The sequence below is a fragment of the Streptomyces hamibioticus genome (assembly GCF_047946815.1).
In the GTDB taxonomy this organism is placed as follows: Bacteria; Actinomycetota; Actinomycetes; order Streptomycetales; family Streptomycetaceae; genus Streptomyces.
The window spans coordinates 4,360,901-4,385,279 of record NZ_JBKKQY010000001.1; the positions used below are offsets into that span (position 1 = coordinate 4,360,901).

At 71.6% G+C, this 24,379-nt stretch carries 12 protein-coding genes; 9 read left to right on the forward strand and 3 right to left on the reverse strand.

Annotated features, from left to right (window positions below):
* The first annotated feature begins 130 nt into the window (after nt 1–130).
* Nucleotides 131–859 carry a Type 1 glutamine amidotransferase-like domain-containing protein gene (locus ACLGIH_RS19710; protein ID WP_416526558.1) on the forward strand — a complete coding sequence of 243 codons (729 nt, stop codon included), beginning with the start codon at nt 131–133 and terminating at the stop codon, nt 857–859.
* Between the two features lie 31 nt (nt 860–890).
* On the opposite strand, the gene ACLGIH_RS19715 is transcribed toward ACLGIH_RS19710, so the two are convergent.
* Nucleotides 891–2,432 carry an MFS transporter gene (locus ACLGIH_RS19715; protein ID WP_416526559.1) on the reverse strand — a complete coding sequence of 514 codons (1,542 nt, stop codon included), beginning with the start codon at nt 2,430–2,432 and terminating at the stop codon, nt 891–893.
* 425 nt (nt 2,433–2,857) lie between these two features.
* On the opposite strand from ACLGIH_RS19715, the gene ACLGIH_RS19720 reads away from it, so the two are divergent.
* The 3 genes from ACLGIH_RS19720 to mfd all read left to right on the forward strand — a co-directional run bounded on the left by ACLGIH_RS19720 (nt 2,858) and on the right by mfd (nt 10,361).
* Nucleotides 2,858–3,676 (forward strand): ABC transporter ATP-binding protein, encoded by an 819-nt coding sequence (locus ACLGIH_RS19720; RefSeq protein WP_416526560.1) that lies wholly within the window; start codon nt 2,858–2,860, stop codon nt 3,674–3,676.
* Nucleotides 3,673–6,237, forward strand: coding sequence for an ABC transporter permease (locus ACLGIH_RS19725; protein WP_416526561.1), 2,565 nt, complete (start codon nt 3,673–3,675; stop codon nt 6,235–6,237). Before ACLGIH_RS19720 ends, ACLGIH_RS19725 begins: the two co-directional genes overlap by 4 nt.
* Before the next feature lie 590 nt (nt 6,238–6,827).
* Nucleotides 6,828–10,361 carry a transcription-repair coupling factor gene (gene mfd / locus ACLGIH_RS19730; RefSeq protein WP_416526562.1) on the forward strand — a complete coding sequence of 1,178 codons (3,534 nt, stop codon included), beginning with the start codon at nt 6,828–6,830 and terminating at the stop codon, nt 10,359–10,361.
* Between the two features lie 185 nt (nt 10,362–10,546).
* Here mfd and ACLGIH_RS19735 read toward each other — a convergent pair whose 3' ends face one another.
* The gene (locus ACLGIH_RS19735) at nt 10,547–10,738 is read right to left on the reverse strand and encodes an antitoxin (RefSeq protein WP_416526563.1); all 192 of its coding nucleotides are present in this window, start codon (nt 10,736–10,738) and stop codon (nt 10,547–10,549) included.
* Nucleotides 10,739–10,872: 134 nt separating this feature from the next.
* On the opposite strand from ACLGIH_RS19735, the gene ACLGIH_RS19740 reads away from it, so the two are divergent.
* The 4 genes from ACLGIH_RS19740 (at nt 10,873) to ACLGIH_RS19755 (ending at nt 14,439) form a co-directional block, all read left to right on the forward strand.
* Complete coding sequence (locus ACLGIH_RS19740; RefSeq protein ID WP_416526564.1) at nt 10,873–11,652, forward strand: HNH endonuclease family protein; 780 nt, start codon at nt 10,873–10,875, stop codon at nt 11,650–11,652.
* Nucleotides 11,653–11,717: 65 nt separating this feature from the next.
* Entirely contained in the window at nt 11,718–12,461 is a 744-nt protein-coding gene (locus tag ACLGIH_RS19745; RefSeq protein ID WP_416526565.1) for a GNAT family N-acetyltransferase, read from the forward strand.
* Nucleotides 12,462–12,667: 206 nt separating this feature from the next.
* Nucleotides 12,668–13,315 carry a SurA N-terminal domain-containing protein gene (locus ACLGIH_RS19750; RefSeq protein WP_416526566.1) on the forward strand — a complete coding sequence of 216 codons (648 nt, stop codon included), beginning with the start codon at nt 12,668–12,670 and terminating at the stop codon, nt 13,313–13,315.
* A 134-nt stretch (nt 13,316–13,449) separates the two neighbouring features.
* Nucleotides 13,450–14,439: a nucleoside triphosphate pyrophosphohydrolase gene (locus ACLGIH_RS19755; protein ID WP_416526567.1), complete on the forward strand. Its 990-nt coding sequence runs from the start codon at nt 13,450–13,452 to the stop codon at nt 14,437–14,439.
* Nucleotides 14,440–14,626: 187 nt separating this feature from the next.
* Here the strand turns inward: ACLGIH_RS19755 and ACLGIH_RS19760 are convergent, their stop codons facing one another.
* On the reverse strand, nt 14,627–17,701 hold the full coding sequence (locus tag ACLGIH_RS19760) for a VCBS repeat-containing protein (protein WP_416526568.1): 3,075 nt from the start codon (nt 17,699–17,701) through the stop codon (nt 14,627–14,629).
* Between the two features lie 417 nt (nt 17,702–18,118).
* Between ACLGIH_RS19760 and ACLGIH_RS19765 the strand changes: the two genes are divergently transcribed.
* The gene (locus ACLGIH_RS19765) at nt 18,119–24,361 is read left to right on the forward strand and encodes an RHS repeat-associated core domain-containing protein (protein WP_416526569.1); all 6,243 of its coding nucleotides are present in this window, start codon (nt 18,119–18,121) and stop codon (nt 24,359–24,361) included.
* Nucleotides 24,362–24,379 lie beyond the last annotated feature (18 nt).

Sequence of the window (24,379 nt, forward strand, 5' to 3'; positions counted from 1 at the left end):
CCGCGCCCAGCCGCCCGCGGGCGAAGCCCGGTGACTGCGGCGTTCGTACGGAAAAGCGCTTGCGCGCGCGGGCCGGGGCACGGCAGTGTCCCCGGCGTCCGCATGTCCCGCCGAGGACGAGGAGCCGCCCGTGCCACGACGCCTGGCCCTGCTCGGCGGCGGCTTCTCCACCGACGACGACGGGCTGCTGGACGACTGGGCGCTCGGCCACGCGCGCACGCCCCGGCCCAAGGTGTGCTTCCTCCCCACGGCGAGCGGCGACGCCCCCGCCTACATCGAGCGGTTCCTGGCCGCGTTCCGGACGCGGGACTGCGTGCCGTCCGTGCTGCCGCTGGTCCGGCGGGAGCTCGGCGCCGACGCGCTCCGGGCGTTCCTGCTCGACCAGGACGTCGTGTACGTCGGTGGCGGCAACACCGCCAACCTGCTGGCGGTCTGGCGCGTCCACGGCGTCGACCGGCTGCTGCACGAGGCGCACGGCCACGGCACGCTGCTGTGCGGGATCAGCGCGGGCGCCAACTGCTGGGCCGAGGGCTCGCACACCGACTCCTTCGGGCCGCTGACCCATCTGCCGGACGGGCTGGGCATGTTGCCGGGCTCGGTGTGCCCGCACTACGACGGCGAACCGGGCCGTCGCCCCTCCTACCGGGCGGCCGTGGCCGACGGCAGCCTGCCCGCCGGGTGGGCCCTGGAGGACGGCACGGGCGCCCTGTTCACGGACGGCCGGCTGACCGAGACGGTGACCCGGACGCCGGGCTCGCGCGTGTACCGCGTCGCGGCGGACGGGACCGGGGGCGCCACCGAGGAGGCGCTGCCGTGCCGGCCGCTCGGCGCCGTAGCGGACGGGCGCGTCAGGTCTTGAGCGCCGGTCGTGCGGCGGTCGGTGAGGTGGGTCAGTCCTTCAGGGCCGGCTGCTCCGTGCCCTGTGCGGTGCCGCCTTCCTGGAGTACCGGGAATCTGCGCGGTGCCAGTACCAGCAGCACCACGAACGCCAGTGCCGCCGCCCCCGCCGCGCCCAGGTACACCGCGTGCACCGCGTCCGCGATCGCGCGCCGGACGGACTCGTCCGCCGTGCCCGCGTCCAGCGCCCGGGTCACCGAGTCGAGGTCGCTCGCGCCGCCGAGCCGCGCTGCCAGCACTCCGTTGGCGATCGCGCCGAACAGCGCCGCACCGAGGGTCTGACCGGTCTGCCGGCAGAACAGCACCGACGCCGTCGTCGTGCCCCGCTCCGCCCAGTCGACCGTCGACTGCACGCCGACGATGAGCGGCAGTTGGAACAGCCCGAGCGCGGCGCCGAGCAGCAGCATCAGCAGCGTCGGCTGCCAGGCCTCGCCCGGATAGGGGAGGAACGGGAAGGCGCACAGCAGCAGGGCCGCCGTGCCGATGCCCAGCATGGCCGTGTTGCGGAAGCCGATCCTGCGGTACACGTGCTGGCTCAGCGCCGCCGACACCGGCCAGCTCAGCGTCCACACCGACAGCACGAAACCGGCGGCCACGGGGGCCAGGCCCAGCACCGCCTGCGCGTACGTCGGCAGGAACACCGCCGGCGCCACCATGAGCAGGCCCAGCGCGCCCAGCGCCAGGTTGACCGCGGCGATGGTCCGGCGCCGCCAGACCCACCCGGGCATGATGGGGTCCGCCGCCCGGCGTTCGATCACCACCACGACCGCCACCAGGACCAGTCCGGTACCGAACAGCGCGAGCGAGGGCGCCGACAGCCACGGCCAGGCCACCCCGCCCTGCACCAGTGCGGTGAGCAGCACCCCGCCGCAGGCGAACACCGCCAGCGCGCCCGCCCAGTCGACACGCGCGCGCGTGCCGGACGCCGGCTCCCGCGCGGGCTCGTGCAGATGACGCACGATCAGCCACAGGGCGACCGCGCCGATCGGCAGGTTGATGAGGAAGATCCAGCGCCAGTCGGCGTACGCGGCGAGCACCCCGCCCAGGCCCGGCCCGGCCACCGCCGACACCGCCCACACCGTCGACAGCTTGGCCTGGATCTTCGGCCGGTCCTTGAGCGGGTACAGATCGGCGGCGAGGGTCTGCACCGTGCCCTGGATCGCGCCGCCGCCCAGGCCCTGCACGATGCGGAAGGCGATGAGGGCGGCCATGTTCCAGGCCAGCGCGCACAGCAGGGACCCGAGCAGGAACACCGCGGCGCCCGCGACCAGGACCGGTTTGCGGCCGTAGGTGTCGGAGAGCTTGCCGTAGACGGGCAGGGTGACGGTGACGGCCAGCAGATAGCCGGAGAACAGCCAGGAGAAGACGGAGAAGCCGCCGAGATCGCCGACGATCTGCGGTACGGCGGTGGAGACGATGGTCGCGTCCAGCGCCGCCAGCGCCATCGCGAGCATCAGCGCGGCGACGACGGCGCCGCGCCGCTTCGTGCCGGCGCCCTGTGCGGCCTGGCGAACCGCCGATCTGGAGCTGCCCACCCCGGTGCCCTCCCTGTCGTTTCCCTGTCGTTTCACCCTGCATCCATCTGCCGGGAATCAGCTTCCCACTTGACCCTGAGGTCGCGGGAGGGCGGAGGCTGGATGCGTCCGGGGGAGGAGCCGACCCCGAGGGACGCTCCGCCGAAGGGCGGACTGCCCCTAGGGGTACCTCCGTACTACGGATCGGGGAGGGTTCGTACCGCCGGAGGACGAGCCGGTGCCGGTGCCGTCCTTAACCTGGCTTTACGCCGCTGGGGGGCGGCGCACCGCAGTCGTGGGGGTGGGGTTTTCCCCAGCGGAAGAGTGCGCTGGGCCCCAGCGCGCCCGGGCTCCGGTTCCACCAGACTTTCCGGCACCACCAGTACCGCTGACGCACTTCCGCCGGCACCGGCGGCTCATCTGATGACCGACATAGGAGACTTGCCATGACATCGGCCGTGACCATTCCCCGACACGGGAGCACCGGCGGGCGTACGGCCGTTGCCGCGAGGGCGCGGCAGGTGGTGAAGGCGTACGGGACGGGCGAGACCCGAGTCGTCGCCCTCGACCACGTCGACGTGGACATCGACCGCGGCCGGTTCACCGCGATCATGGGCCCCTCCGGCTCCGGCAAATCCACGCTGATGCACTGCCTGGCGGGCCTGGACACCGTGACGTCCGGCCAGATCTTCCTCGACGAGACCGAGATAACCGGCCTGAAGGACAAGAAGCTCACGCAGCTGCGCCGGGACCGGATCGGCTTCATCTTCCAGGCGTTCAACCTGCTGCCGACGCTCAACGCGCTGGAGAACATCACGCTGCCCATGGACATCGCCGGCCGCAAGCCCGAGAGGGCGTGGCTGGACCAGGTCGTGGAGACCGTCGGCCTCGCCGGGCGGCTCAAGCACCGGCCGACCCAGCTCTCCGGCGGCCAGCAGCAGCGCGTCGCGGTGGCGCGGGCGCTGGCGGCCCGGCCCGAGATCATCTTCGGTGACGAGCCCACCGGCAACCTCGACTCCCGCGCGGGCGCCGAAGTCCTGGGCTTCCTGCGCCGGTCCGTCGACGAGCTGGGCCAGACCATCGTGATGGTCACCCACGACCCGGTGGCCGCCGGCTACGCGGACCGGGTGCTGTACCTGGCCGACGGCCGCATCGTCGACGAGATGCACAAGCCGACCGCCGAAACCGTCCTGGACCGTATGCTGTGCTTTTCTGGGGGGAACCCCCAGACCCCCGACTTCGACGCCCGGGGGCGCACGTCATGACCGTCCTGAAGACCTCGATGCGCAATTTCTTCGCGCACAAGGGGCGCATGGCGCTCTCGGCGGTGGCCGTGCTGCTGTCGGTGGCGTTCGTGTGCGGCACGCTCGTGTTCACCGACACCATGAACACGACCTTCGACAAGCTCTTCGCGGTCTCCTCCGCGGACGTGACGGTCAGCCCGAAGGACGCCAAGGCCGAGGACACCCCGCAGAACGGTGTCCCGGCCTCGCTGCCGGCCGCCACGCTGGAGCGGGCCCGCTCCGCCGAGGGTGTCAAGTCCGCCGAGGGCGCGGTCAGTTCGATGAACGTGACCGTCGTCGACGGCGCCAACGACAACGTGGGCGCCACCAACGGCGCCCCCACCATCGCCGGCAACTGGACCAGGAACGACCTGCGCTCCATGGAGATCACCTCCGGGCACGCCCCGCGCGGGCCCACCGAGGTGATGGTCGACGCCGACACCGCCGACAAGCACGGCCTCAAGCTCGGCGACGAGCTGCGCACCATCGCGCAGACCGGTGACTTCACGGCGAAGATCGTCGGCGTCGCCTCCTTCACGGTGACCAACCCCGGCGCCTCGGTCTTCTTCTTCGACACGCCCACCGCCCAGCGCGAACTGCTCGGCGGCACGGGCCGGTTCAGCCAGCTCTACGTCACCGCCGCGGACGGCGTCTCGGACGCTCAGCTGAAGCAGAACGTCGCGCAGGCCCTGGACGGCACGTACAAGATCCAGACCGCCGAGGAGACCTCCGACGAGAACCGCCAGGACGTCGGCGAGTTCATGAACGTCATCAAGTACGCCATGCTCGGCTTCGCCGGGATCGCCTTCCTGGTCGGCATCTTCCTGATCATCAACACCTTCTCCATGCTGGTCGCCCAGCGCACCCGCGAGATCGGCCTGATGCGGGCCATCGGCTCCTCGCGCCGCCAGGTGAACCGCTCGGTACTGGTGGAGGCGCTCCTCCTCGGCGTCCTCGGCTCGGCCCTCGGCGTCGCGGCCGGTGTCGGCATCGCGATCGGCCTGATGCAGCTGATGTCGGCGGCGGGCATGAACCTGTCCACCGACGACCTGACCGTGAAGGCGACCACCCCGGTCGTCGGCGTGGTCCTCGGCGTCGTCGTCACCGTGCTGGCCGCCTATCTGCCGGCCCGCCGCGCCGGCAAGGTCTCCCCGATGGCCGCCCTGCGCGACGCCGGCACACCGGCCGACGGCCGGGCCGGGTGGGTCCGCGGCCTGATCGGCCTGGTCCTCACCGGCGCGGGCGGCGCGGCGCTGTACACGGCGGGCACGGCGGACGAGGCCGGTGACGGCGCGCTGATGCTGGGCCTGGGCGTGGTCCTGTCGCTGATCGGCTTCGTGGTGATCGGCCCGCTGCTGGCCGGCGGGGTCGTGCGGGTGATCAGCGCGGTGCTGCTGCGCGCCTTCGGCCCGGTGGGCCGCATGGCCGAGCGCAACGCCCTGCGCAACCCGCGCCGCACCGGCGCCACCGGCGCGGCCCTGATGATCGGCCTGGCCCTGGTGGCCTGCCTGTCGGTGGTCGGTTCCTCGATGGTCGCCTCGGCCACCGGCGAACTGGACAGGTCGGTCGGCGCGGACTTCATCGTCCAGGGCAACCAGCGGATCGTGCCGCAGGCCGAGAAGGCGATGCAGAACACGCCGGGCCTGGAGCACGTCACCCGGTACAAGATGCTCGACGCGACCCTGACCTCCCCCGACGGCAAGAAGGACGACGACGGCGTCACGGCCGCCGACCCGACCTACGCCGAGGACCTGCGCCGCCCGACCACGGCCGGCACCCTGTCCGCGGCCTACGGCCCGGACGCGATGTCGGTCGGCTCGGAGTACGCCGAGAAGCACGGTGTCCGCGTCGGCGACACCCTCTCCGTCGCCTTCGCGGGCGGCGAGACGGCGAAGCTGAAGGTCGCCGCCATCACGGACGACGACACCGCCATCGACCAGGGCGCCCGCTACATCAGCATCGAGACGATGCGGAAGTACGTCCCGGCCGACCGGGTCCCGCCGAGCACGATCATGTTCGCCACGGCCGAGGACGGCCAGGAGGAACAGGCGTACGCGGCGCTGAAGAAGTCGCTGGACGCGTACCCGCAGTACCAGGTCCGGGACCAGACCGACTACAAGCAGGAGCTGAAGGACCAGGTCGGCCAGTTGCTGAACATGGTCTACGGCCTGCTCGCCCTGGCGATCATCGTGGCGATCCTGGGTGTGGTGAACACCCTGGCCCTGTCGGTGGTCGAGCGGACCCGGGAGATCGGCCTGATGCGGGCGATCGGCCTCTCGCGCCGCCAACTGCGCCGCATGATCCGCATGGAGTCCGTGGTCATCGCCCTCTTCGGCGCCCTGCTGGGCCTGGGCCTTGGCATGGGCTGGGGCGCCACCGCGCAGCGGCTGCTGGCGCTGGAGGGCCTGAACGTCCTCGACATCCCGTGGCCGACGATCATCGGCGTCTTCATCGGCTCGGCCTTCGTGGGACTGTTCGCCGCCCTGGTCCCGGCGTTCCGGGCAGGCCGCATGAACGTCCTGAACGCCATCGCGACGGAGTAGCCGTCCGGCAGTCCGACGCAGGCCACCGCACACGGGGGTTGCGGGGGAGGGCCCGGCACCGAGAGCCACACCGGCTTCCGGCGCCGGGCTCCCCCACGTTCTGAGGCCGCGCCGCCAGGTGGCCTTACCGGGGCCCACTTCACGGGGCCCACTTCACGGGGCCCAGTTCACGGGGCCATTTCGTGGTGCCCGTTTCACGGCCTGCGTCGGTCTGGAGCCCTGGCTCGGCCTGCCGGTCCGGTCACGGCGGCCGGGGCGGGGGCTGTGCTCGGCGGACCGAGTCGGGCGGCGGTGCCGTCGGGCGGGGCCGTTTCGGTGGCCGAGGCGGGTGGCGGTTGGGCACAGGGCCGGGGGGCCAGGGGGGAGCCCCCTGGCCGACGGGCGGGCCGACGCCGCCCGCCCCACCACGGACGTTGTCCACAGCCTCCGCCGTCCGCCCGCCCCGCGTCGTACGCTGGAGACCCCCCGGCCCTCACCGCGTCGGGCCATTCGTGTTGCCCACCCCCGGGACCACCCCGGCCCCGGCCCCCCGACCCCCGAATCCCCGGACCCCGAATCCCGGACCACTCCAAGGACGAAAGCGCCCCTCCATGAGCCTGCACGGTCTGCTCGACGCCGTCGTCAAGGACCCCGCCCTCGCGGAAGCGATCCCCGCAGCCGCCGACGGCCACCGTATGCACGTCGACCTGGTCGGCCCCCCGGCGGCCCGCCCCTTCGCGGTCGCCGCGCTGGCCCGCGACACGGGCCGCACCGTGCTCGCCGTGACGGCGACGGGACGCGAGGCCGAGGACCTGGCCGCGGCCCTGCGCTCGCTGCTGCCGCCCGAGGGCGTCGTGGAGTACCCGTCCTGGGAGACCCTCCCGCACGAGCGCCTCAGCCCCCGCAGCGATACCGTCGGCCGCCGCCTCGCGGTGCTGCGCCGGCTCGCCCACCCCCGCCCCGACGACCCCGAGACCGGCCCGGTCTCCGTCGTCGTGGCCCCCGTGCGCTCCGTGCTCCAGCCGCAGGTCAAGGGTCTGGGCGACCTGGAGCCGGTGGCGCTGCGCAGCGGCCGGAGCGCCGACCTGAACGAGGTGGTCGACGCCCTCGCCGCCGCGGCGTACGCGCGCGTGGAGCTGGTGGAGAAGCGCGGCGAGTTCGCCGTGCGCGGCGGCATCCTGGACGTGTTCCCGCCGACCGAGGAGCACCCCCTGCGCGTCGAGTTCTGGGGCGACGACGTCGAGGAGATCCGCTACTTCAAGGTCGCCGACCAGCGCTCCCTGGAGGTCGCCGAGCACGGCCTGTGGGCCCCGCCCTGCCGTGAGCTGCTGCTGACCCAGGACGTGCGCGACCGGGCCGCCGCACTCGCCGAGCAACACCCTGAGCTGGGCGAACTGCTCGGCAGGATCGCCGAGGGCATCGCCGTGGAGGGCATGGAGTCCCTGGCGCCCGTCCTCGTCGACGACATGGAGCTGCTGATCGACGTCCTGCCCGAGGGCGCCATGGCCGTCGTGTGCGACCCGGAGCGGGTGCGGACCCGCGCCGCCGACCTCGTGGCCACGTCGCAGGAGTTCCTCCAGGCCTCCTGGGCGGCCACCGCCGGTGGCGGCGAGGCACCCATCGACGTCGGCGCGGCCTCCCTGTGGTCCATCGCGGACGTCCGCGACCGGGCCCGCGAGCTGGGCATGATGTGGTGGTCGGTGTCGCCGTTCGCCGCCGACGAGGAGCTGGACGCAGACACCCTCAAGTTCGGCATGCGGGCCCCCGAGACCTACCGCGGCGACACCGCGCGGGCGCTGGCCGACACCAAGGGCTGGCTCGCCGACGGCTGGCGCACGGTCTACGTCACCGAGGGCCACGGCCCGGCGGCCCGCACGGTGGAGGTGCTGGGCGGCGAGGGCATCGCCGCCCGCCTGGACCAGGACCTCGGCGAGCTGAGCCCCTCCGTGGTGCACGTGGCCTGCGGCTCCATCGACTACGGCTTCATCGACCCGGCGCTCGAACTGGCCGTGCTCACCGAGACCGACCTGACCGGCCAGAAGGCCGCCGGCCGCGACGGCACCCGGATGCCCGCCAGGCGCCGCAAGACCATCGACCCGCTCACCCTGGAGTCGGGCGACTACATCGTCCACGAGCAGCACGGCGTCGGCCGCTACATCGAGATGGTCCAGCGCACCGTGCAGGGCGCCACCCGCGAGTACCTGGTCGTGGAGTACGCACCGGCCAAGCGCGGCCAGCCCGGCGACCGGCTCTACATCCCCACCGACCAGCTGGAGCAGATCACCAAGTACGTCGGCGGCGAGGCCCCCACCCTGCACCGCCTGGGCGGCGCCGACTGGACCAAGACCAAGGCCCGCGCGAAGAAGGCGGTCAAGGAGATCGCCGCCGACCTGATCAAGCTGTACAGCGCGCGGATGGCCGCGCCCGGTCACGCCTTCGGCGCGGACACCCCCTGGCAGCGCGAGCTGGAGGACGCCTTCCCCTACGCGGAGACGCCCGACCAGCTCACCACCATCGCCGAGGTCAAGGAGGACATGGAGAAGTCGGTCCCGATGGACCGGCTGATCTGCGGCGACGTCGGCTACGGCAAGACGGAGATCGCGGTCCGCGCCGCCTTCAAGGCCGTACAGGACGGCAAGCAGGTCGCGGTCCTGGTGCCCACCACCCTGCTGGTGCAGCAGCACTTCGGCACCTTCAGCGAGCGCTACGCGCAGTTCCCGGTGAACGTGCGGGCGCTCTCCCGCTTCCAGACCGACACCGAGGCCAAGGCGGTCCTGGAGGGCCTGCGCGACGGCTCGGTGGACATCGTCATCGGCACCCACCGGCTGTTCTCCTCGGAGACCAGGTTCAAGGACCTCGGCCTGGTCATCGTCGACGAGGAACAGCGCTTCGGCGTGGAGCACAAGGAACAGCTGAAGAAGCTGCGCGCCAACGTCGACGTGCTGACCATGTCCGCCACGCCCATCCCGCGCACCCTGGAGATGGCGGTCACCGGCATCCGCGAGATGTCGACGATCACCACCCCGCCGGAGGAGCGCCACCCGGTGCTGACCTTCGTCGGCCCGTACGAGGAGAAGCAGATCGGCGCGGCCGTCCGCCGCGAGCTGCTCCGCGAGGGCCAGGTCTTCTACATCCACAACCGCGTCGAGTCGATCGACCGAGCGGCGGCCCGGCTGCGCCAGATCGTGCCCGAGGCACGCATCGCCACCGCGCACGGCCAGATGTCGGAGCAGGCGCTGGAGCAGGTCGTCGTCGACTTCTGGGAGAAGAAGTTCGACGTGCTGGTCTCCACGACCATCGTCGAGTCCGGCATCGACATCTCCAACGCCAACACCCTGATCGTCGAGCGCGGCGACAACTTCGGCCTCAGCCAGCTGCACCAGCTGCGCGGCCGGGTCGGCCGGGGCCGCGAGCGCGGCTACGCCTACTTCCTGTACCCGCCGGAGAAGCCGCTGACCGAGACGGCGCACGAGCGGCTCGCCACCATCGCCCAGCACACCGAGATGGGCGCGGGCATGTACGTGGCGATGAAGGACCTGGAGATCCGCGGCGCGGGCAACCTCCTCGGCGGTGAGCAGTCCGGCCACATCGCCGGCGTCGGCTTCGACCTGTACGTACGGATGGTCGGCGAGGCGGTGGCGGACTACCGCAAGCAGCTGGAGACCGGCGGGGTCGAGGAGGAGCCGCCGCTCGAGGTCAAGATCGAGCTTCCGGTCGACGCGCACGTCCCGCACGACTACGCCCCCGGCGAGCGGCTGCGCCTCCAGGCGTACCGGGCGATCGCCTCCGCCAACAGCGAGGAGGACATCAAGGCCGTCCGCGAGGAACTCGTCGACCGGTACGGCAAGTTGCCCGAGCCGGTGGAGAACCTGCTGCTGGTGGCCGGACTGCGGATGCTCGCGCGGGCGTGCGGCGTCGGCGAGGTCGTGCTCCAGGGCACCAACATCCGCTTCGCCCCGGTGGAGTTGCGCGAGTCCCAGGAGCTGAGGCTCAAGCGGCTGTACCCGGGCAGTGTGATCAAGCCGGCGGCGCACCAGGTGCTCGTACCGCGCCCGAAGACCGCGAAGGTGGGCGGCAAGCCGCTGGTCGGCAGGGAACTGCTCGCGTGGGTGGGCGAGTTCCTGACCTCGGTCCTGGGCTCGTAGCCGGTCCCCTGGCACTCGTGCAGCCACGCCCGGCGCGGACGCGGGCCCTGCGCCGGGCGTGGGCGCCGGGAGGCCTGCGCCGGGCGCGTGGGTGCCGGGACGCGGAACCGTCCGCGGAGCCGGCTCCGCGGACGGTTCATGTCGTCGGGTCGGTCCGGCGGACGCCCGCCGATTCCTCCGGCGGTCTACTGCTGGTCCGGCCGGTCGCGCTGCTCGCCGCCCATGCCGAAGCGGTCCTCCGCCTTCTGCTGAGCGGTGTCGACCTGCTGTTCGTACTTGCCGCCGGTCCTCTCGTTGACCTGCCGTTCGGCCGCGTCGGACGCCTGCTTGCCCTTGTCCTTCGTGCCGTGACTCTTGAACCTGTCGAAGATGCCCATGCAAGGCTCCTTCCGGACGTGACTCACGTTCGACGATACGCCCGGCTTGTCCCGCATGCCCGCTGAGGCGCGGTGGGGTGCCGGCCGGCGGCTCGCTACCGTGGAGCCGACGAACGGCAAGGGGAGGGGCGCGGGTGAGGCGGCACAGCGGGACGGCGGGCGGATTCCGCCGCGCGGGCGGGGCGGCTGCCGTGTGCACGGCCCTGGCCCTGATCGCCGGGTGCGAGGGGATCGGGAGCGACGGTTCGTCGGCCGGCTCCGGCGCACCGGCACCGGATGGGCGGGCCGTCAGCCCCCTGGAGAACCCCGAGGGCACCGCACCGGGCCTCGCGCCGGTGACCGGCGACCACGACCGCGCCACGGCACGCGGGCTCATCGAGAAGCTGCGCACCAAGGGCCGCGGACCGAGGACGGGCTACAACCGGGACGAGTTCGGCTACGCCTGGATGGACACCGCCGACGGGGTGCCGCTGGCGAGGAACGGTTGCGACACGCGGAACGATCTCCTGCGGCGCGATGGCCGCGACCTCCGCTTCCGCAGCGGCTCCGACTGCGTGGTCATCGCCATGACGTTGCGCGATCCCTACACCGGCAGGACCATCGAGTGGCGCAAGCAAGACGCCGCCGAGGTGCAGATCGACCACGTGGTGCCGCTGTCGTACAGCTGGCAGATGGGCTCGTCGCGGTGGCCGGAGAGCAAGCGCGAGCGGTTCGCGAACGACGCGCTGAACCTGATTCCGGTGGAGGGGCGGGCCAACTCGGCCAAGGGGGATTCCGGCCCCGCCTCCTGGCTGCCGCCCGACAAGCCGGTCAGGTGCGCGTACGCGGTCCGCTTCGCCCAGGTCGCGCTGAAGTACGAGATGCCGGTGACCGCACCCGACAAGCGGATGATGCTGGAGCAGTGCGGCGGCTAGGCACCTGCTCCGCAGGCGGTGGAAACCCGCTTTCCGGCCCAGGTCGCGCTGGCTACGGTGACCGCATGGAGTACAAGGTGTCGAGTCTCGCCGAGCGGCCCGGGATGCGTGACGCGGTCCTCGCGATGGCGGACTCCTGGCCCGAGTTCGCCGTCGAGGACATGACGGGCAACGCCCACTACCCGCGCATCTCCCTGGAACTGCCCGAGTACGTGCAGTTCGCCGAGGACGAGCACGGCGAGGTCGTCGCCCACGCCCACAGCGTGCCGTTCGCCCTGCACACCGAGGGGCGGGGCACCCTGCCCGACCGCGGCTGGGACGAGGTGCTCGTGTGGGCCTTCGCCGACCTGCGCCAAGGTGTCCGGCCCGACACCGTCGGCGCCGTCTCCGTCACCGTCGCCCCGCACGCCCAGGGGCGCGGACTGTCCGGCCTGATGCTCTCGGCCATGCGCGACAACGCCCGCGCCCGCGGCTTCCGCGAGGCCGTCGCGCCCGTGCGGCCCAGCGCCAAGCACCTGGAACCGCACACGCCGATCGAGGAGTACGCCCGCCGACTGCGCCCCGACGGCCTGCCGCACGACCCCTGGCTGCGGGTGCACGTCCGGGCTGGCGCCACCATCGACTCGGTGGCACCGGCCTCGATGACCGTCGGCGCCTCGCTGGAGATGTGGCGCCGCTGGACCGGGCTGCCCTTCGACACGGCGGGCGACGTCGAGGTGCCGGGCGCCCTGGTCCCGGTGCGCTGCGAGCCGGAGCGGGGCTACGCGGTGTACGTCGAGCCCAATGTGTGGCTGCGGCACGCCCTGTGAACCCGTTCCGCAGGGCACCGTGGAGCGGCGCCCCGCCCGCGGCCGCTGCGGGCGGCCGGCACGCGGCCCCCAGGGGCGCGGCGCGCCGGTGCCTGACGCCCCGGTGAATCGTTGGTCGAATGGGTTGGCCAAAGCCTGGCCACTGCATACCATCGATCACCGCAAGACTTTGTGCACCGTCGCACAATCTCCAACGGGAGGTTCACTTGCACCGCCGCCGTCGCACCGCGCTCCTCCTCACCGCCGCGATCGCCGCCGCGGCGCACCTCCTGACCGCCTGCGGAAACGACGCGCACCCCGGCGCGGCGGCCGTCGTCGGCGGGCAGCGGATCACCGTCGCGCAACTGGAGGAACGGGTCGGCGAGGTGCGCGCCGCACAGCGCGCGGCCGTCCAGGACGAGGCCCAGTACCAGCAGGCCGTCGCCCGCACCGGCACCCTGAGCCGCGACACCCTGCACGGCATGGTCCTGGACCGGGTGCTGCACCACGCCGCCCAGCAGGCGGGTGTCACCGTCAGCCGCAAGGAGCTCCAGAAGATGCGCGACGGCCTGGAGAAGCAGGCCGGCGGCGCGAAGGAGCTGGAGACGGTCTGGCTGCAGCAGTACGGCATCGCCCCCGAGCGCGTGGACGAGAACCTCCGCCTCCAGCTCGAGGCCCAGAAGCTCGCCGAGCGGCTCGGCACCGACACCGGACAGCCCGCCTTCTGGCAGGCCCTGTCCAAGGCGTCCAAGCAGCTCGACGTCGACCTCAACCCGCGCTACGGCAGCTGGGACGTGGAGCGGAGCAGCCGCGTCGACGCCGAGACGCCATGGGTGCGGGAGGTCACGGAGGCGGGGACGCGCCAGACCGCCTGACGCAGGGCGCCGCCGTCGCCGTCTGGGGAAAACCGGAAGGCCGGGAGGCCCCGGAAGGACCCGGGGCAGACTCCGGCAGCCCGCCCTGTGGATAACTCGGGGAGTCGTGGGCGGCGTGCGTTACGTTCGGTGCTGTGAACGCAACGACCCCCGAAGCCGCCACCGGCCCCGCCTCCGACCCGGGCCGCATCGTCCTGCTGACCACCAGCCACCGGGTCGCGCCCGGCCTGCTGTCCTGGCCCGCCTGGCAGGCGCTGCGCTCCGCCGACCGCGTGCTGTGCGCGGACGGCGCCCATCCGCAGCTGCCGTACCTGCGCGAGGCGGGGACAGCGGTCGACGAGGCGGCCCCGACCGCCGAGCAGCTGGTCGACGCCTGCGCCGGCGGACACACCGTGGTGGTCGTGGCGACCGGCGAGGGCGAGCCGGACCTGACCGACGGCCTGGCCCGGCTGGCCGGCTCCGGCCGGGTCCGCATGCCGGAGCTGGAGCTGCTCCCCGCCTCCTACGACCTGCCGGGCGCACGGCTGCTCGACCTCGTGCAGGTGATGGACCGGATCCGGGCGGAGTGCCCGTGGTCCTCCCGGCAGACCCACGAGGGACTGGCGAAGTACGGCATCGAGGAGGCGTACGAACTCGTCGAGGCGATCGAGGACGGTGACCGGGACGAGCTGCGCGAGGAGCTGGGCGACGTCCTGCTCCAGGTGGTCTTCCACGCCCGCATAGCCGAGGAGGACGACACCGCCCCGTTCTCCATTGACGACGTGGCCGCCACCATCGTCACCAAGCTCATCCACCGCCACCCGCACGTCTTCGGCGACGAGACGGCCACGACCCCGGAGGAGGTCAAGGAGCACTGGCTGCGCATGAAGGCGGCGGAGAAGCAGCGCACGTCGGTCACCGACGGGGTGCCGCTGGGCCAGCCCGGCCTGGCCCTCGCGGCGAAGCTGGCGTCCCGGGTGCGGACCGCGGGCCTGGAGGTGGAGCTGCCGCGAGGCGAGGGCTTCGGCTACGAACTGCTCGCCCTGGCGGCGGCCGCGGAGGCGGCGGGCACGGATCCCGAGGCGGCCCTGCGCGCGGCGGCCAGAGCCTACCGGGACGCGATCCGCGCCGCCGAGGGCTCCTGACCGCGCCGCCGGACGCTCCTGACCACCGCGCCGGACGCTCCCGGCAGCCCCGCCGGGGCGCCCGGCCGCACCACCGGGGCCGGCCGCAGGTGACCCTGGCCCGAAAACGGCCGTGTGCTCCGGAGGCGTCGCCTCCGGAGCACACGGTGAGCAGTCGGCCGGACCGGTCAGGCCCGGCACCGCTGCGTCAGTTGAGGGACCTGAAGCCCGACAGGCCCGTGCCCACGTTCAGGCCGCTGCCCTTGATCTCCGGGTAGAACAGCAGGTCGCCGGAGGAGTTCGTGGCCCAGACGGACGGGAGGCCGTCGCCCTTCACGTTCGGCACCGACGTGACCAGCGGCCGGTTGGTCGTCGTCCACCCGGTGCCGATCTGGACGTTGCTCTCACCGGAGCCCAGGCCCTCGCCGTTCGGCCCGGTGCCGGCGTAGCGGTACAGCACACCGGTCGACTTGTTGCGGGCGATCATGTCGACGCGCCCGTCACCGGTGGCGTCCCCCGGCGCCGCGATGTCGTAGCCGGACCAGCTGCCGTTGCCGACCAGCACGGGAGGCTGCTCCAGGTACTCGTCGAGGTAGCCGGACGGCGAGCCGAAGTACAGCCACAGCAGGTTGCCCTGCTTGACGAGCAGGTCGGGGTGGCCGGGCCGGTCGTCGGGGCCGATCGTGCCGTCCCCGTCGAGGTCCAGCGGGCCGTCGACGTCACCGATCGCGAGGATCTGGGCCGCGCCCTGCCAGTGGTCGTTCTCCGGCTCCCAGACGTTCAGCTCCCGCACGTCGGAGGCGTCGATCGCGCCGGCACCGTCGTTGGCGTGGATCCACAGCCGGTCGCGCTGCTCGGTGGCGTCGTGACGCAGCAGGAGCAGGTCCTCGGTGCCGTCGTCGGTCCAGTCGCCGCGCCGGGTGGTCTTCGCGTCGGAGTAGCGTCCGGCCGCCGAGGCGGGCTCGGAGGCCTTGAGGGCGGCGCCGGTGCCGTCGCCGAAGTACCGCTGGAGGGTGCCCGCGCCGTCGACCGCCCACAGGTCGGGGTGGCCGTCGCCGTTGAGGTCGCCCGGCTTGTCGGGCACCGCGGCGCCGTTGACGTAGAACAGGTAGGCCTGCAGGTCGGACTTGTTCTGCGCGCGGTCGAGGCTGCGCACGTACAGGTGGTGCGGACCGGCCTTGGTCGGCGTGAGCGAGATGGTCACGTTGCCGTTGAGGGCCGCCGGGGTGGCGGTGCGCACGGTGGTGTCCTGGGTGGTCCAGTACTCGTAGGAGGCCACGTCCTTGGCCGTGCCGGGCGTGACGACGAAGTCGCCCTTGGTGCGCACCGGACTGGTGCCGGCGGGCCAGCCCGCGTCACCGTTCGGGAACTGCTCCGAGGACACGGTGGGCGGCGTGCTGGGACGCTGCGGGTCGAAGACGAAGCGACAGCCGGGCGCACCCTTCGTGGGGGTCCAGTCCGAGTACAGGGAGCCGTCGTTGGCCTGGGCCTTCCACGAGAAGTTGCCGTTCGCCGTGCCGACGTGGGGCACCAGCGTGCTCTTGGCGACCTTGAGCTTGGCGATCGAACCCGAGGAGACGGCCACGGTCTGGTTGACGACCAGCACACCGTTGGGGTCGTCGTTGGGGTGGTGTCCGGTCGGCCACAGGTGGAACTTGACGTTGACCGTGCCGCCGTCGGGGTCGCTCGCCCTGGCGGTCAGGTAGATGTCGGTGTCACCGATGTAGCCGTGCGGGGCGGTGTCGCCGCAGCCCGTGCTGTTCTTGGTGCTCGGAACGGTGTCGAGCGCGCTCGGCGCGGCCGGCGGCGTGTTGTACTCGGTGGAGATGACGGCGGTGGAGGCGTCGAACTTCTTCCAGCCGTAGGTGTCGGTCTCGCTCGCCTTCAGGCCCAGCGTGATGGTGTTCCACTTGTTCGCGGAGGCCTTGGTGGCCGCGTCGAGCGTGGAGAACTCCAGGTTGCCGGCCGGGCAGGAGGACGACCAGCCCTTGGCGTCGGTGACGGTCTGCTGCGCCGTGCTCCACGAGGGCTGGTTGTTCCAGGTGGTCGAGGAGTTGATCGTGCCGGTCAGGTTGAGCGTGACCGGCTTCTTGGTGCAGGACCAGGAGTGCGTGTTCTTGATCCGGAACGTGGACTTCACGATCGTCTTGCCGTGCAGGTTCCGGGAGTCCATCGTGAAGAAGGACCGCCAGGTGCCGCCGGTGTCCGACTCGTAGCCGACCCGGGCGACGTTGTCGGACTTGTTCCAGAACGCGGTGGTCGGGTACTTCTTCGCGACGGCGGCCCAGTTGTTGCGGCCCCCGGAGACGAACGGGTCGATGTGCACCGGGTAGACCGTGTCGGACCCGGTGAGCACCTCCTGGTCCGGAGTGAGCTTCAGCGCGTCGCCGTCGACGTCGGTCTTCAGCTTGGCCTGCTTGGCACCCACCGCCGGGTCGAAGTTGTGCTTCTGGTCCGCCGCGCGGGGGGCGGAGTGCGGTGCGGCGAACGCGGCGTCGGCCGAGCGCAGCTTGGCGGGGGCGGGCTCGGCGGGGACGCCGGAGCTGTCCCACATCAGCGGGGTGGGCGCCGTGAAGACCTCCTGGCCGGCCGGGTCGACGGCGGTCAGGTTGCCCGCCGCGTCGGCCTCGGCCTTCACGCCCTCGCCCCGCAGCGCGTACTGCAGCTGCTTGAGCTTGGGGTGGGCGGCTGCCCGCCGGTTCTTGACGACCAGCAGCTGCTGGAAACCGGTGACCCCGGCGCGCAGCTTGAGGTCGACGCCGGGCAGCACCTCGGCATAGGTGGCGGTGTCGCCGTCGAGGACCGGCGCGGGCAGCGTGCCCTCCCAGTCCAGCGCCAGCGAGCGGCCGTCCCGGACGATGGTGGCCATGGTGGTGTCGGCGGGCGCCCCGCCGCCGGAGAACTCGATGCCGACGGCCGTGGCCCGGGGCCGTACGACGCCGTCCTTGCCCTTGGTGAGCGTCGGGTCGGCGGTGACCAGGCGGCCGTTCTGGCGCACCCGGACCGGGACGACGTGCGTCTCCTGGGTGAGCGTGCCCCCGGGGTTGGCGAAGGTGCTGGAGTACTCCGTGCGCTCCGAGACCACCTCCACCCGCGCTCCGGTGTCGGCCGCCCGCTCCAGGGCGCGTTCGGTCTCGGTCCGCTCGATCGTCGGGGCGGCGTCCGCGGCTGTCGCCGTGGCCGCGGGCAGGACGGTGCCCGCCAGGCCCGCGACGATCGCGCAGGCTATGAGCCGGCCTGTTCCCCCCGGTCTGTGACCGCGCGAGGGCGGTTGCTTCCTCAAAACTCTCCCCTCCCTGGCACTTGGGCCGGGCCGCCGGTCGGCGGCCGTCTGCCCGCAGTGCGCCGGTGCCCTCGGAGAAGGCACCGGATACTCGGCGAAATCCAGAGAAGAGTAAACGCTCGCGGTGGCCTGAATTCCCTCCAGGTCCCGTCTGATCACAGCTCAGAAACGTTTCCTCGGCGGACTATAGAGCTTGTCCGATAGGTCTGATTCGCCCTCTTCGTGATCAGTAAAGCCCGCGTAATCTACCTCCGTTTTATTTGAAACTGACAGGGGGCGGGAGTGTTCAAGACCCTGGGCGCCGCGGCGGGGAAGCGGCGCAGAAGATCATCCATCAGGCAACGCCGATGGAGACGTGCCACAGCCATCACCTCAACAGCCGCGCTGTTCACCGGACTTCTGGGTACCGACATAGCGGTGGCGGCCGGAAAACTGAAATTGCCGGGCCTCGACGAGGTCAAGCCGGTGCCGGTCTCCGAGGTGCGGACCGAGAAGGCGGGGGGCCGCAACGACGCCGCGCGAGACGCGCTGCGGACCACCCCGAAGGTCAAGTGGCCCCGGGCGGCCACCGCCGAGGCCGACCTGCCGGAGCGGCGCGGCACCACCCGCAGGGCGGGCACGCTGCCGGTCGCCGTCGGCCTCCCGGAGAAGGACCGGAAGGGCAAGGACACCGCGCCCCCGCAGACGGCCGAGGTCCAGGTCCTCGACCGCGCGACCACCAAGCGGCTCGGCGTCGAGGGCGTCGTCGTGGCGGTGCGCGGCACCGGCGGCGGCGAGGACGGCAAGGTCCGGGTCACCCTCGACTACTCCGACTTCGAGCACGCCTACGGCGCCGACTGGGCCTCCCGGCTCTCCTTCGTCCAGCTGCCGCACTGCGCGCTGGACAACCCCGGCGCCAAGAAGTGCTCCACGGTCAAGCCGCTGGCCGGCGACAACGACGCCGACGACAAGACCCTGACCGCGGACGTGCCCGTGGACGGCACCGCCGAACTGTCCGGTGACCCGGTCGAGGGCGGGGCCCGGACCATGCTCGCCCGCGAGGCCGGCTCCGCCGACTCGGGCGTCACCCTGCTCGCCGCGACCGCCGCCCCCTCCGGCGGCGGAGGCGACTACAAGGCGACCCCGCTCAGCCCTTCGGGCCACTGGGCGGCCGGGTCCTCCTCCGGTGGCTTCACCTGGTCCTACGACATCCAGACCCCCGAGACGCCCGGCGGCCTCGAGCCGGAGCTGGGACTCGGCTACAACTCGCAGTCGCTGGACGGCCGGACCGCCGCCACCAACAACCAGGCCAACTGGGTGGGCGACGGCTGGTCGATGACCGAGAACTACATCGAGCGCCGCTACGCCTCCTGCAACGACGACAAGTCGGGCGGCAACAACACCGCCAACAACGGCGAGATGTGCTGGCGCAGCGACAACGCCACGATGTCCCTCGACGGCGAGTCCCACGAACTGGTCCGGGACGACACCACCGGCACCTGGAAGCTCAAGGACGACGACGGCACTCGCATCGAGCGGCTGAAGGACACCGCCCGCGCCAACGGTGACAACGACGGCGAGTACTGGCGGATCACCACCACCGACGGCACCCAGTACCACTTCGGCTACCACCGGCTGCCCGGCTGGACGTCGGGCAAGGCGGAGACCAACTCCACCTGGACCGTGCCGGTCTACGGAAACCAGTCCGGAGAGCCCTGCCACAAGACCTCGTTCGCGGACTCCTACTGCAAGCAGGCCTGGCGCTGGAACCTCGACTACGTCGTGGACACCAACGACAACGCCACCGCCTACTACTACGCCGCGGAGACCAACCGCTACGCCCGCAACGCCAGCGCCACCACCGGGCTCGGCACCGTGACCGCGTACGAGCGGGGCGGCTACCCGCTGCGCATCGAGTACGGCCTGCGCGCCGGCAACCTCTACGGCACCAACGCCGCCGCGGCGAAGGTGGAGTTCACCGTCGCCGAGCGCTGTCTGCCGGACGCCACGTTCGACTGCGCGCCGTCGAAGATGACCGCCGCCAACGCCAAGCGCTGGCCCGACGTCCCCGTCGACCAGTACTGCCGCGAGGGCGAGGACTGCAAGGCGAAGATCGCGCCGACCTTCTGGACCACCAAGCGGCTGACGAAGATCACCACCAAGGTCCTGGCCGGCACCTCCTACGCCGCCGTGGACAGCTGGGACCTGCGCCACCAGTTCCCCGACCCGGGTGACGGCACCACCCCGGCGCTGTGGCTGGCGGGCATCACCCGCACCGGGCACACCGCCGACCCGGCGCAGAAGCTGCCCGAGGTCACCTTCCTCGGCCAGCAGCTCGCCAACCGCGTCGACACCACCGGCGACGGCATCCCGCCGATCACGCGCTACCGCGTCCGCCAGGTGAACACCGAGACCGGCTCCACCATCGGCGTGACCTACTCGGCGCCCGAGTGCACCCCGGGCAGCCTGCCCGCGGAGTCGACCAACACCAAGCGCTGCTACCCGGTGTACTGGTCCTCGGCCGACTCCCCGGCCGCCGACTACAAGCCGGTCAAGGACTGGTTCCACAAGTACGTCGTCACCCGCGTGCTGGAGAACGACCTGGTCGGCGGTTCGCCCACCGAGCAGACCGACTACACCTACGTGGGCGGCGCGGCCTGGGCCAAGAGCGAGGACGAGTTCACCAAGGCCGAGCACCGCACCTACAGCGACTTCCGTGGCTACGGTGAGGTCCGCACCCAGGTCGGCAACGGCACCGACGGCCCCAGGCTGGACAGCCGGACCCGCTACTTCCGTGGCATCGAGGGCGCGACCGTCGCCGACTTCGAGGGCAACACGGTCGCCGACCATCCGGTGTTCGCCGGAGTCGAGCGCGCCGACGCCACGTACGAGGGCGGCGCGATCCTGGAAGAGGAGACCACCACGCCGTGGCGCAGCGGCCCCACGGCCACCCGCGCCCGCGCCGGTCTTTCCGCGCTCACCGCGTACCAGACCGACGTGGCCGAGGAGACCACCCGCAGCCCGCTGAAGGGCGGCGGCTGGCAGCGCACCAAGTCGGAGCGCACCTTCGACGCCTACGGCATGCTCGCCACGGAGACCGACCACGGCGACACCGCCAAGAGCGGCGACGAGTCCTGCACGAAGATGACCTACGCCCGTAACACGGCGGCGAACATCCTGGAGCTGGAGGCCTCCGAGAAGACCACCGCCGGCACCTGCGCCGCCCCCGGTGAGCTGATCTCCGAGGAGCGCACCTACTACGACGGCAGCACCACCCTGGGCGCCGCGCCGACCAAGGGCAACGCCACCCGGCAGGACGAGAACGACGACAAGGGCACCGGCTTCATCACCGCCGCCACAACGTCGTACGACGCCTACGGGCGGGCCACGAAGGTCACCGACGCCGAGAACCAGAGCATCACCACCGGCTACACCCCGGCCACCGGCCCGGTGACCAAGACGGTGGTGACCAACCCGCTCGGCCACACCCTCACCACGGAACTGGATCCGCGGCGAGGCGTCGTCACCGCCGAGATCGACCCCAACGGCAAGCGGACGGACGTCGCCTACGACGCGCTCGGCCGAGTGGTGAAGGTATGGGAGCCGGGGCGCAGCAAGAGCCAGTACCCCGACTCCCCGAACGCCTCGTACGAGTACCGGATCTCACGCACCGAGCCCGCCGCCGTCACCACCCGCGAGCTGCGCGGCGACGGTTCCACCGAGGCCAGCTACGTTCTGTACGACGGTCTGCTGCGCGAGCGCCAGGCCCAGTTCAGCTCCGCGAACGGCACGGGACGGGTACTCACCGAGACGCAGTACGACTCCCGCGGCCTGCCGTGGAAGGTGTTCGACGACTACTACGCCACCGGTTCCCCCGAGCCCGTCCTGGTGACGGGCGACGACACCAAGTCACCGGCCGTGGCGCGCACGGAGTTCGACGGCGCCGGGCGGGAGACCGTGACCGTCTCGATGAAGTACGGCACGGAGACCCGCCGCAGCACGACGGTCTACGACGGAAACCACACCACGGTCATCCCGCCCGCGGGCGGGATGGCGGCGACCACCGTCACCGACGCGCTGGGCCGTACCACGGAGGTGATCGAGTACACCAACCCGGCCCGTACGGCGTCGCAGTCCGTCAAGTACACGTACGACAAGCGCGGTTCGCTGGCCAAGATCACTGATCCGGCGGGCAACGAGCGTTCCTTCGCATACGACCTGCGCGGGCAGCAGATCCGCTCCACCGACCCCGACCAGGGCACGACCACCAGCACCTACGACCCGCTCGGCCGGCCGGTGAGCATGACCGACGCCCGCGGTGTGACGCTCACCTACTCCTATGACGAGCTGGGCCGTCAGACCGCGCTGAAGAAGGGCGGCACGCTCCTCGCGGAGTGGAAGTACGACGCCGTCGCCAAGGGCGAGATGTCGGAGTCCGTGCGCTACGCGGGAGGCAACGCCTACACCCAGCGCATCACCGGATACACGGATGACTACCAGGCCACCGGCTTCGAGGTGGTCATTCCCGCCGCCGAGGGCAAGCTGGCCGGTAGCTACCGGTGGGCCTACAGCTACAACAGCATCACCGGACTGCCGACCCAGATCGTCCAGCCCGCCATCGGAGACCTGCCCGCGGAGCGCGTCGTCACCCGGTACGGCGCCGACGACCAGGCCCAGGGCCTGACCGCGGGCGGCAGGATCCTGGTCAACTCCACCATGTACGACCCGTTCGGGCGCACGCTGCGCAGTGAGTACAACGACCAGACCCGCCGCCTCTACCGCAGCTGGTCCTACGACGAGCACACCGGTGAGCTGCAGCGGGTGACCACCGACCGGACCCTGTCGCCCCAGCGGGTGGAGGATCAGCACTACACCTACGACCTGGCGGGCAACGTCACCCGGATCGTCACCGAACAGGGCCAGGACCAGTCGCAGTTGAAGGACACGCAGTGCTTCGTCACCGACGCGCTGCAGCGGCTCGCCCAGGCGTGGACCGCCGTCGACAACTGCGCCTCGACCCCGTCCGCGGCCACCGTCGGCGGCCCTAAGCCGTACTGGACCTCGTACGAGTACGACGCACTGGGCAACCGGATCAAGGAGGTCCGTCACGACACGTCGGGCAACGGCGCCGCGGACGTCGTGCGCGACTACCGCTACGCCAAGCCCGGCGGTGCCAAGCCGACCGCGCTGACCTCCGTGGAGACGGCCAGGGCCGGTACGACCTCGATCGACACGTTCACCTACGACCAGGCGGGCAACACCGTCACCCGTGCGACGGGCGGCCGTGAGCAGACCCTGACCTGGGATGACGAGAACCAGCTCAGCAAGGTCGAGGAAGCGGGCAAGGCGGACACCGAGTACGTCTACACCCCGGAGGGGGACCGTCTGCTGCGCAAGGACGGCACCGGTACGACCCTCTACCTGCCCGGTGGCAACGAGTTGCTGCTCAAGCCGGACGGGACGCAGGCCGGAACCCGTTACTACGACTTCGACGGCGAGACGGTCGCGGCCCGCGCGGACGGGCAGATCCAGTTCCTGTTCGCCGACCACCACGGCACCGGTACGACGGCGATCGACGCCACCACTCAGGAGGTGACGCACCGCTCGCTGGATCCGTTCGGCGAGGAGCGGGGCCAGCTGTCGGCCGCGTGGCCGGTCAACCGGGGATTCGTCGATGGCACCATGGACGCCACCGGGCTGACCCAATTGGGAGCCCGGGCCTATGACCCGGCACTCGGCCGCTTCCTGAGCGTCGACCCGATGATCGACTACGGCGCGTCGCAGCGTATGAACGCGTACGCGTACGCGAACAACAACCCGGTCAGCTTCTCGGACCCGGACGGCCTGTTCTTCGGCAAGATCAAGAACGCCGTCAAGAAGGTCGCGAAGAAGGTTGTCAAGAAGGTCAAGAAGGTCGTCAAGAAGGCCAAGAAGGTCGTCAAGAAGGCCGTAAAGAAGGTCAGCCGCGTCGTCAAGAGGGTGGCCAAGACGGTTAAGCGCACCGTCAAGAAGGTCGCCAGGACGGTCAGCAAGGTCGTCAAGAAGACGTACCGGACGGTCAAGAAGTACGCCAAGAAGGTGACCCGCTACGCCAAGAAGGTCACCAAGAGGGTCGGGGGGTACGTCAAAAAGAAGGCCGACCAAGTCAGATCGGCGGCCAAGAAGGCGAGCCAAGGCGTCAGGAAGGCCGCCTCTTCCGTACGGAGCGCCGTGTCCAGGGGCCTGGACGCAGCGACCTCCACGGGAATGGCGGACGTCCTGGGCAAGTTCAGTACCATGACCGGAGCCGCGGCCGGACTCCTGGCGCTGACCGGGGTCGGCGCCCCGGTGGCGGCGGCGCTCGCCGCGATCTCACTGGGGACCGGCGTGGCCAGTGCGGGCATTTACGCGGCCCGCGAGGGAGTCGGAAGCCAGAACTTTAAGAACGCCGCCGTCGGTGTGGGCCTCGGCCTGATCGGAGGCGGTGCGGGACGCCTCGCCGGACGTGCCGCCAGCAGACTGGGCGTCCAGGGCGCCAAGTACATCGCGGGCGGTATCAAGGCGGCCTTGCCGGGCAAGGGTGAGGGTGGCGCCGCCATGGGAGCCGCGTCGAAGTACATTGCCGCGAAGTACGACGCGATGCCCACCCTGGTCGGTGCCTCCACCACCGACTGGTCGAACTGGTCGCTGGGCAACCGGTAGCCGACGACCGTCACCAGG

Bases quoted from the DNA above. Each gene is read 5' to 3' on its own strand.
- ACLGIH_RS19725 (WP_416526561.1), top strand. From the start codon at position 3,673: ATGACCGTCCTGAAGACCTCGATGCGCAATTTCTTCGCGCACAAGGGG.
- ACLGIH_RS19720 (WP_416526560.1), top strand. From the start codon at position 2,858: ATGACATCGGCCGTGACCATTCCCCGACACGGGAGCACCGGCGGGCGT.
- mfd (WP_416526562.1), top strand. From the start codon at position 6,828: ATGAGCCTGCACGGTCTGCTCGACGCCGTCGTCAAGGACCCCGCCCTC.
- ACLGIH_RS19735 (WP_416526563.1), bottom strand. From the start codon at position 10,738: ATGGGCATCTTCGACAGGTTCAAGAGTCACGGCACGAAGGACAAGGGC.
- ACLGIH_RS19745 (WP_416526565.1), top strand. From the start codon at position 11,718: ATGGAGTACAAGGTGTCGAGTCTCGCCGAGCGGCCCGGGATGCGTGAC.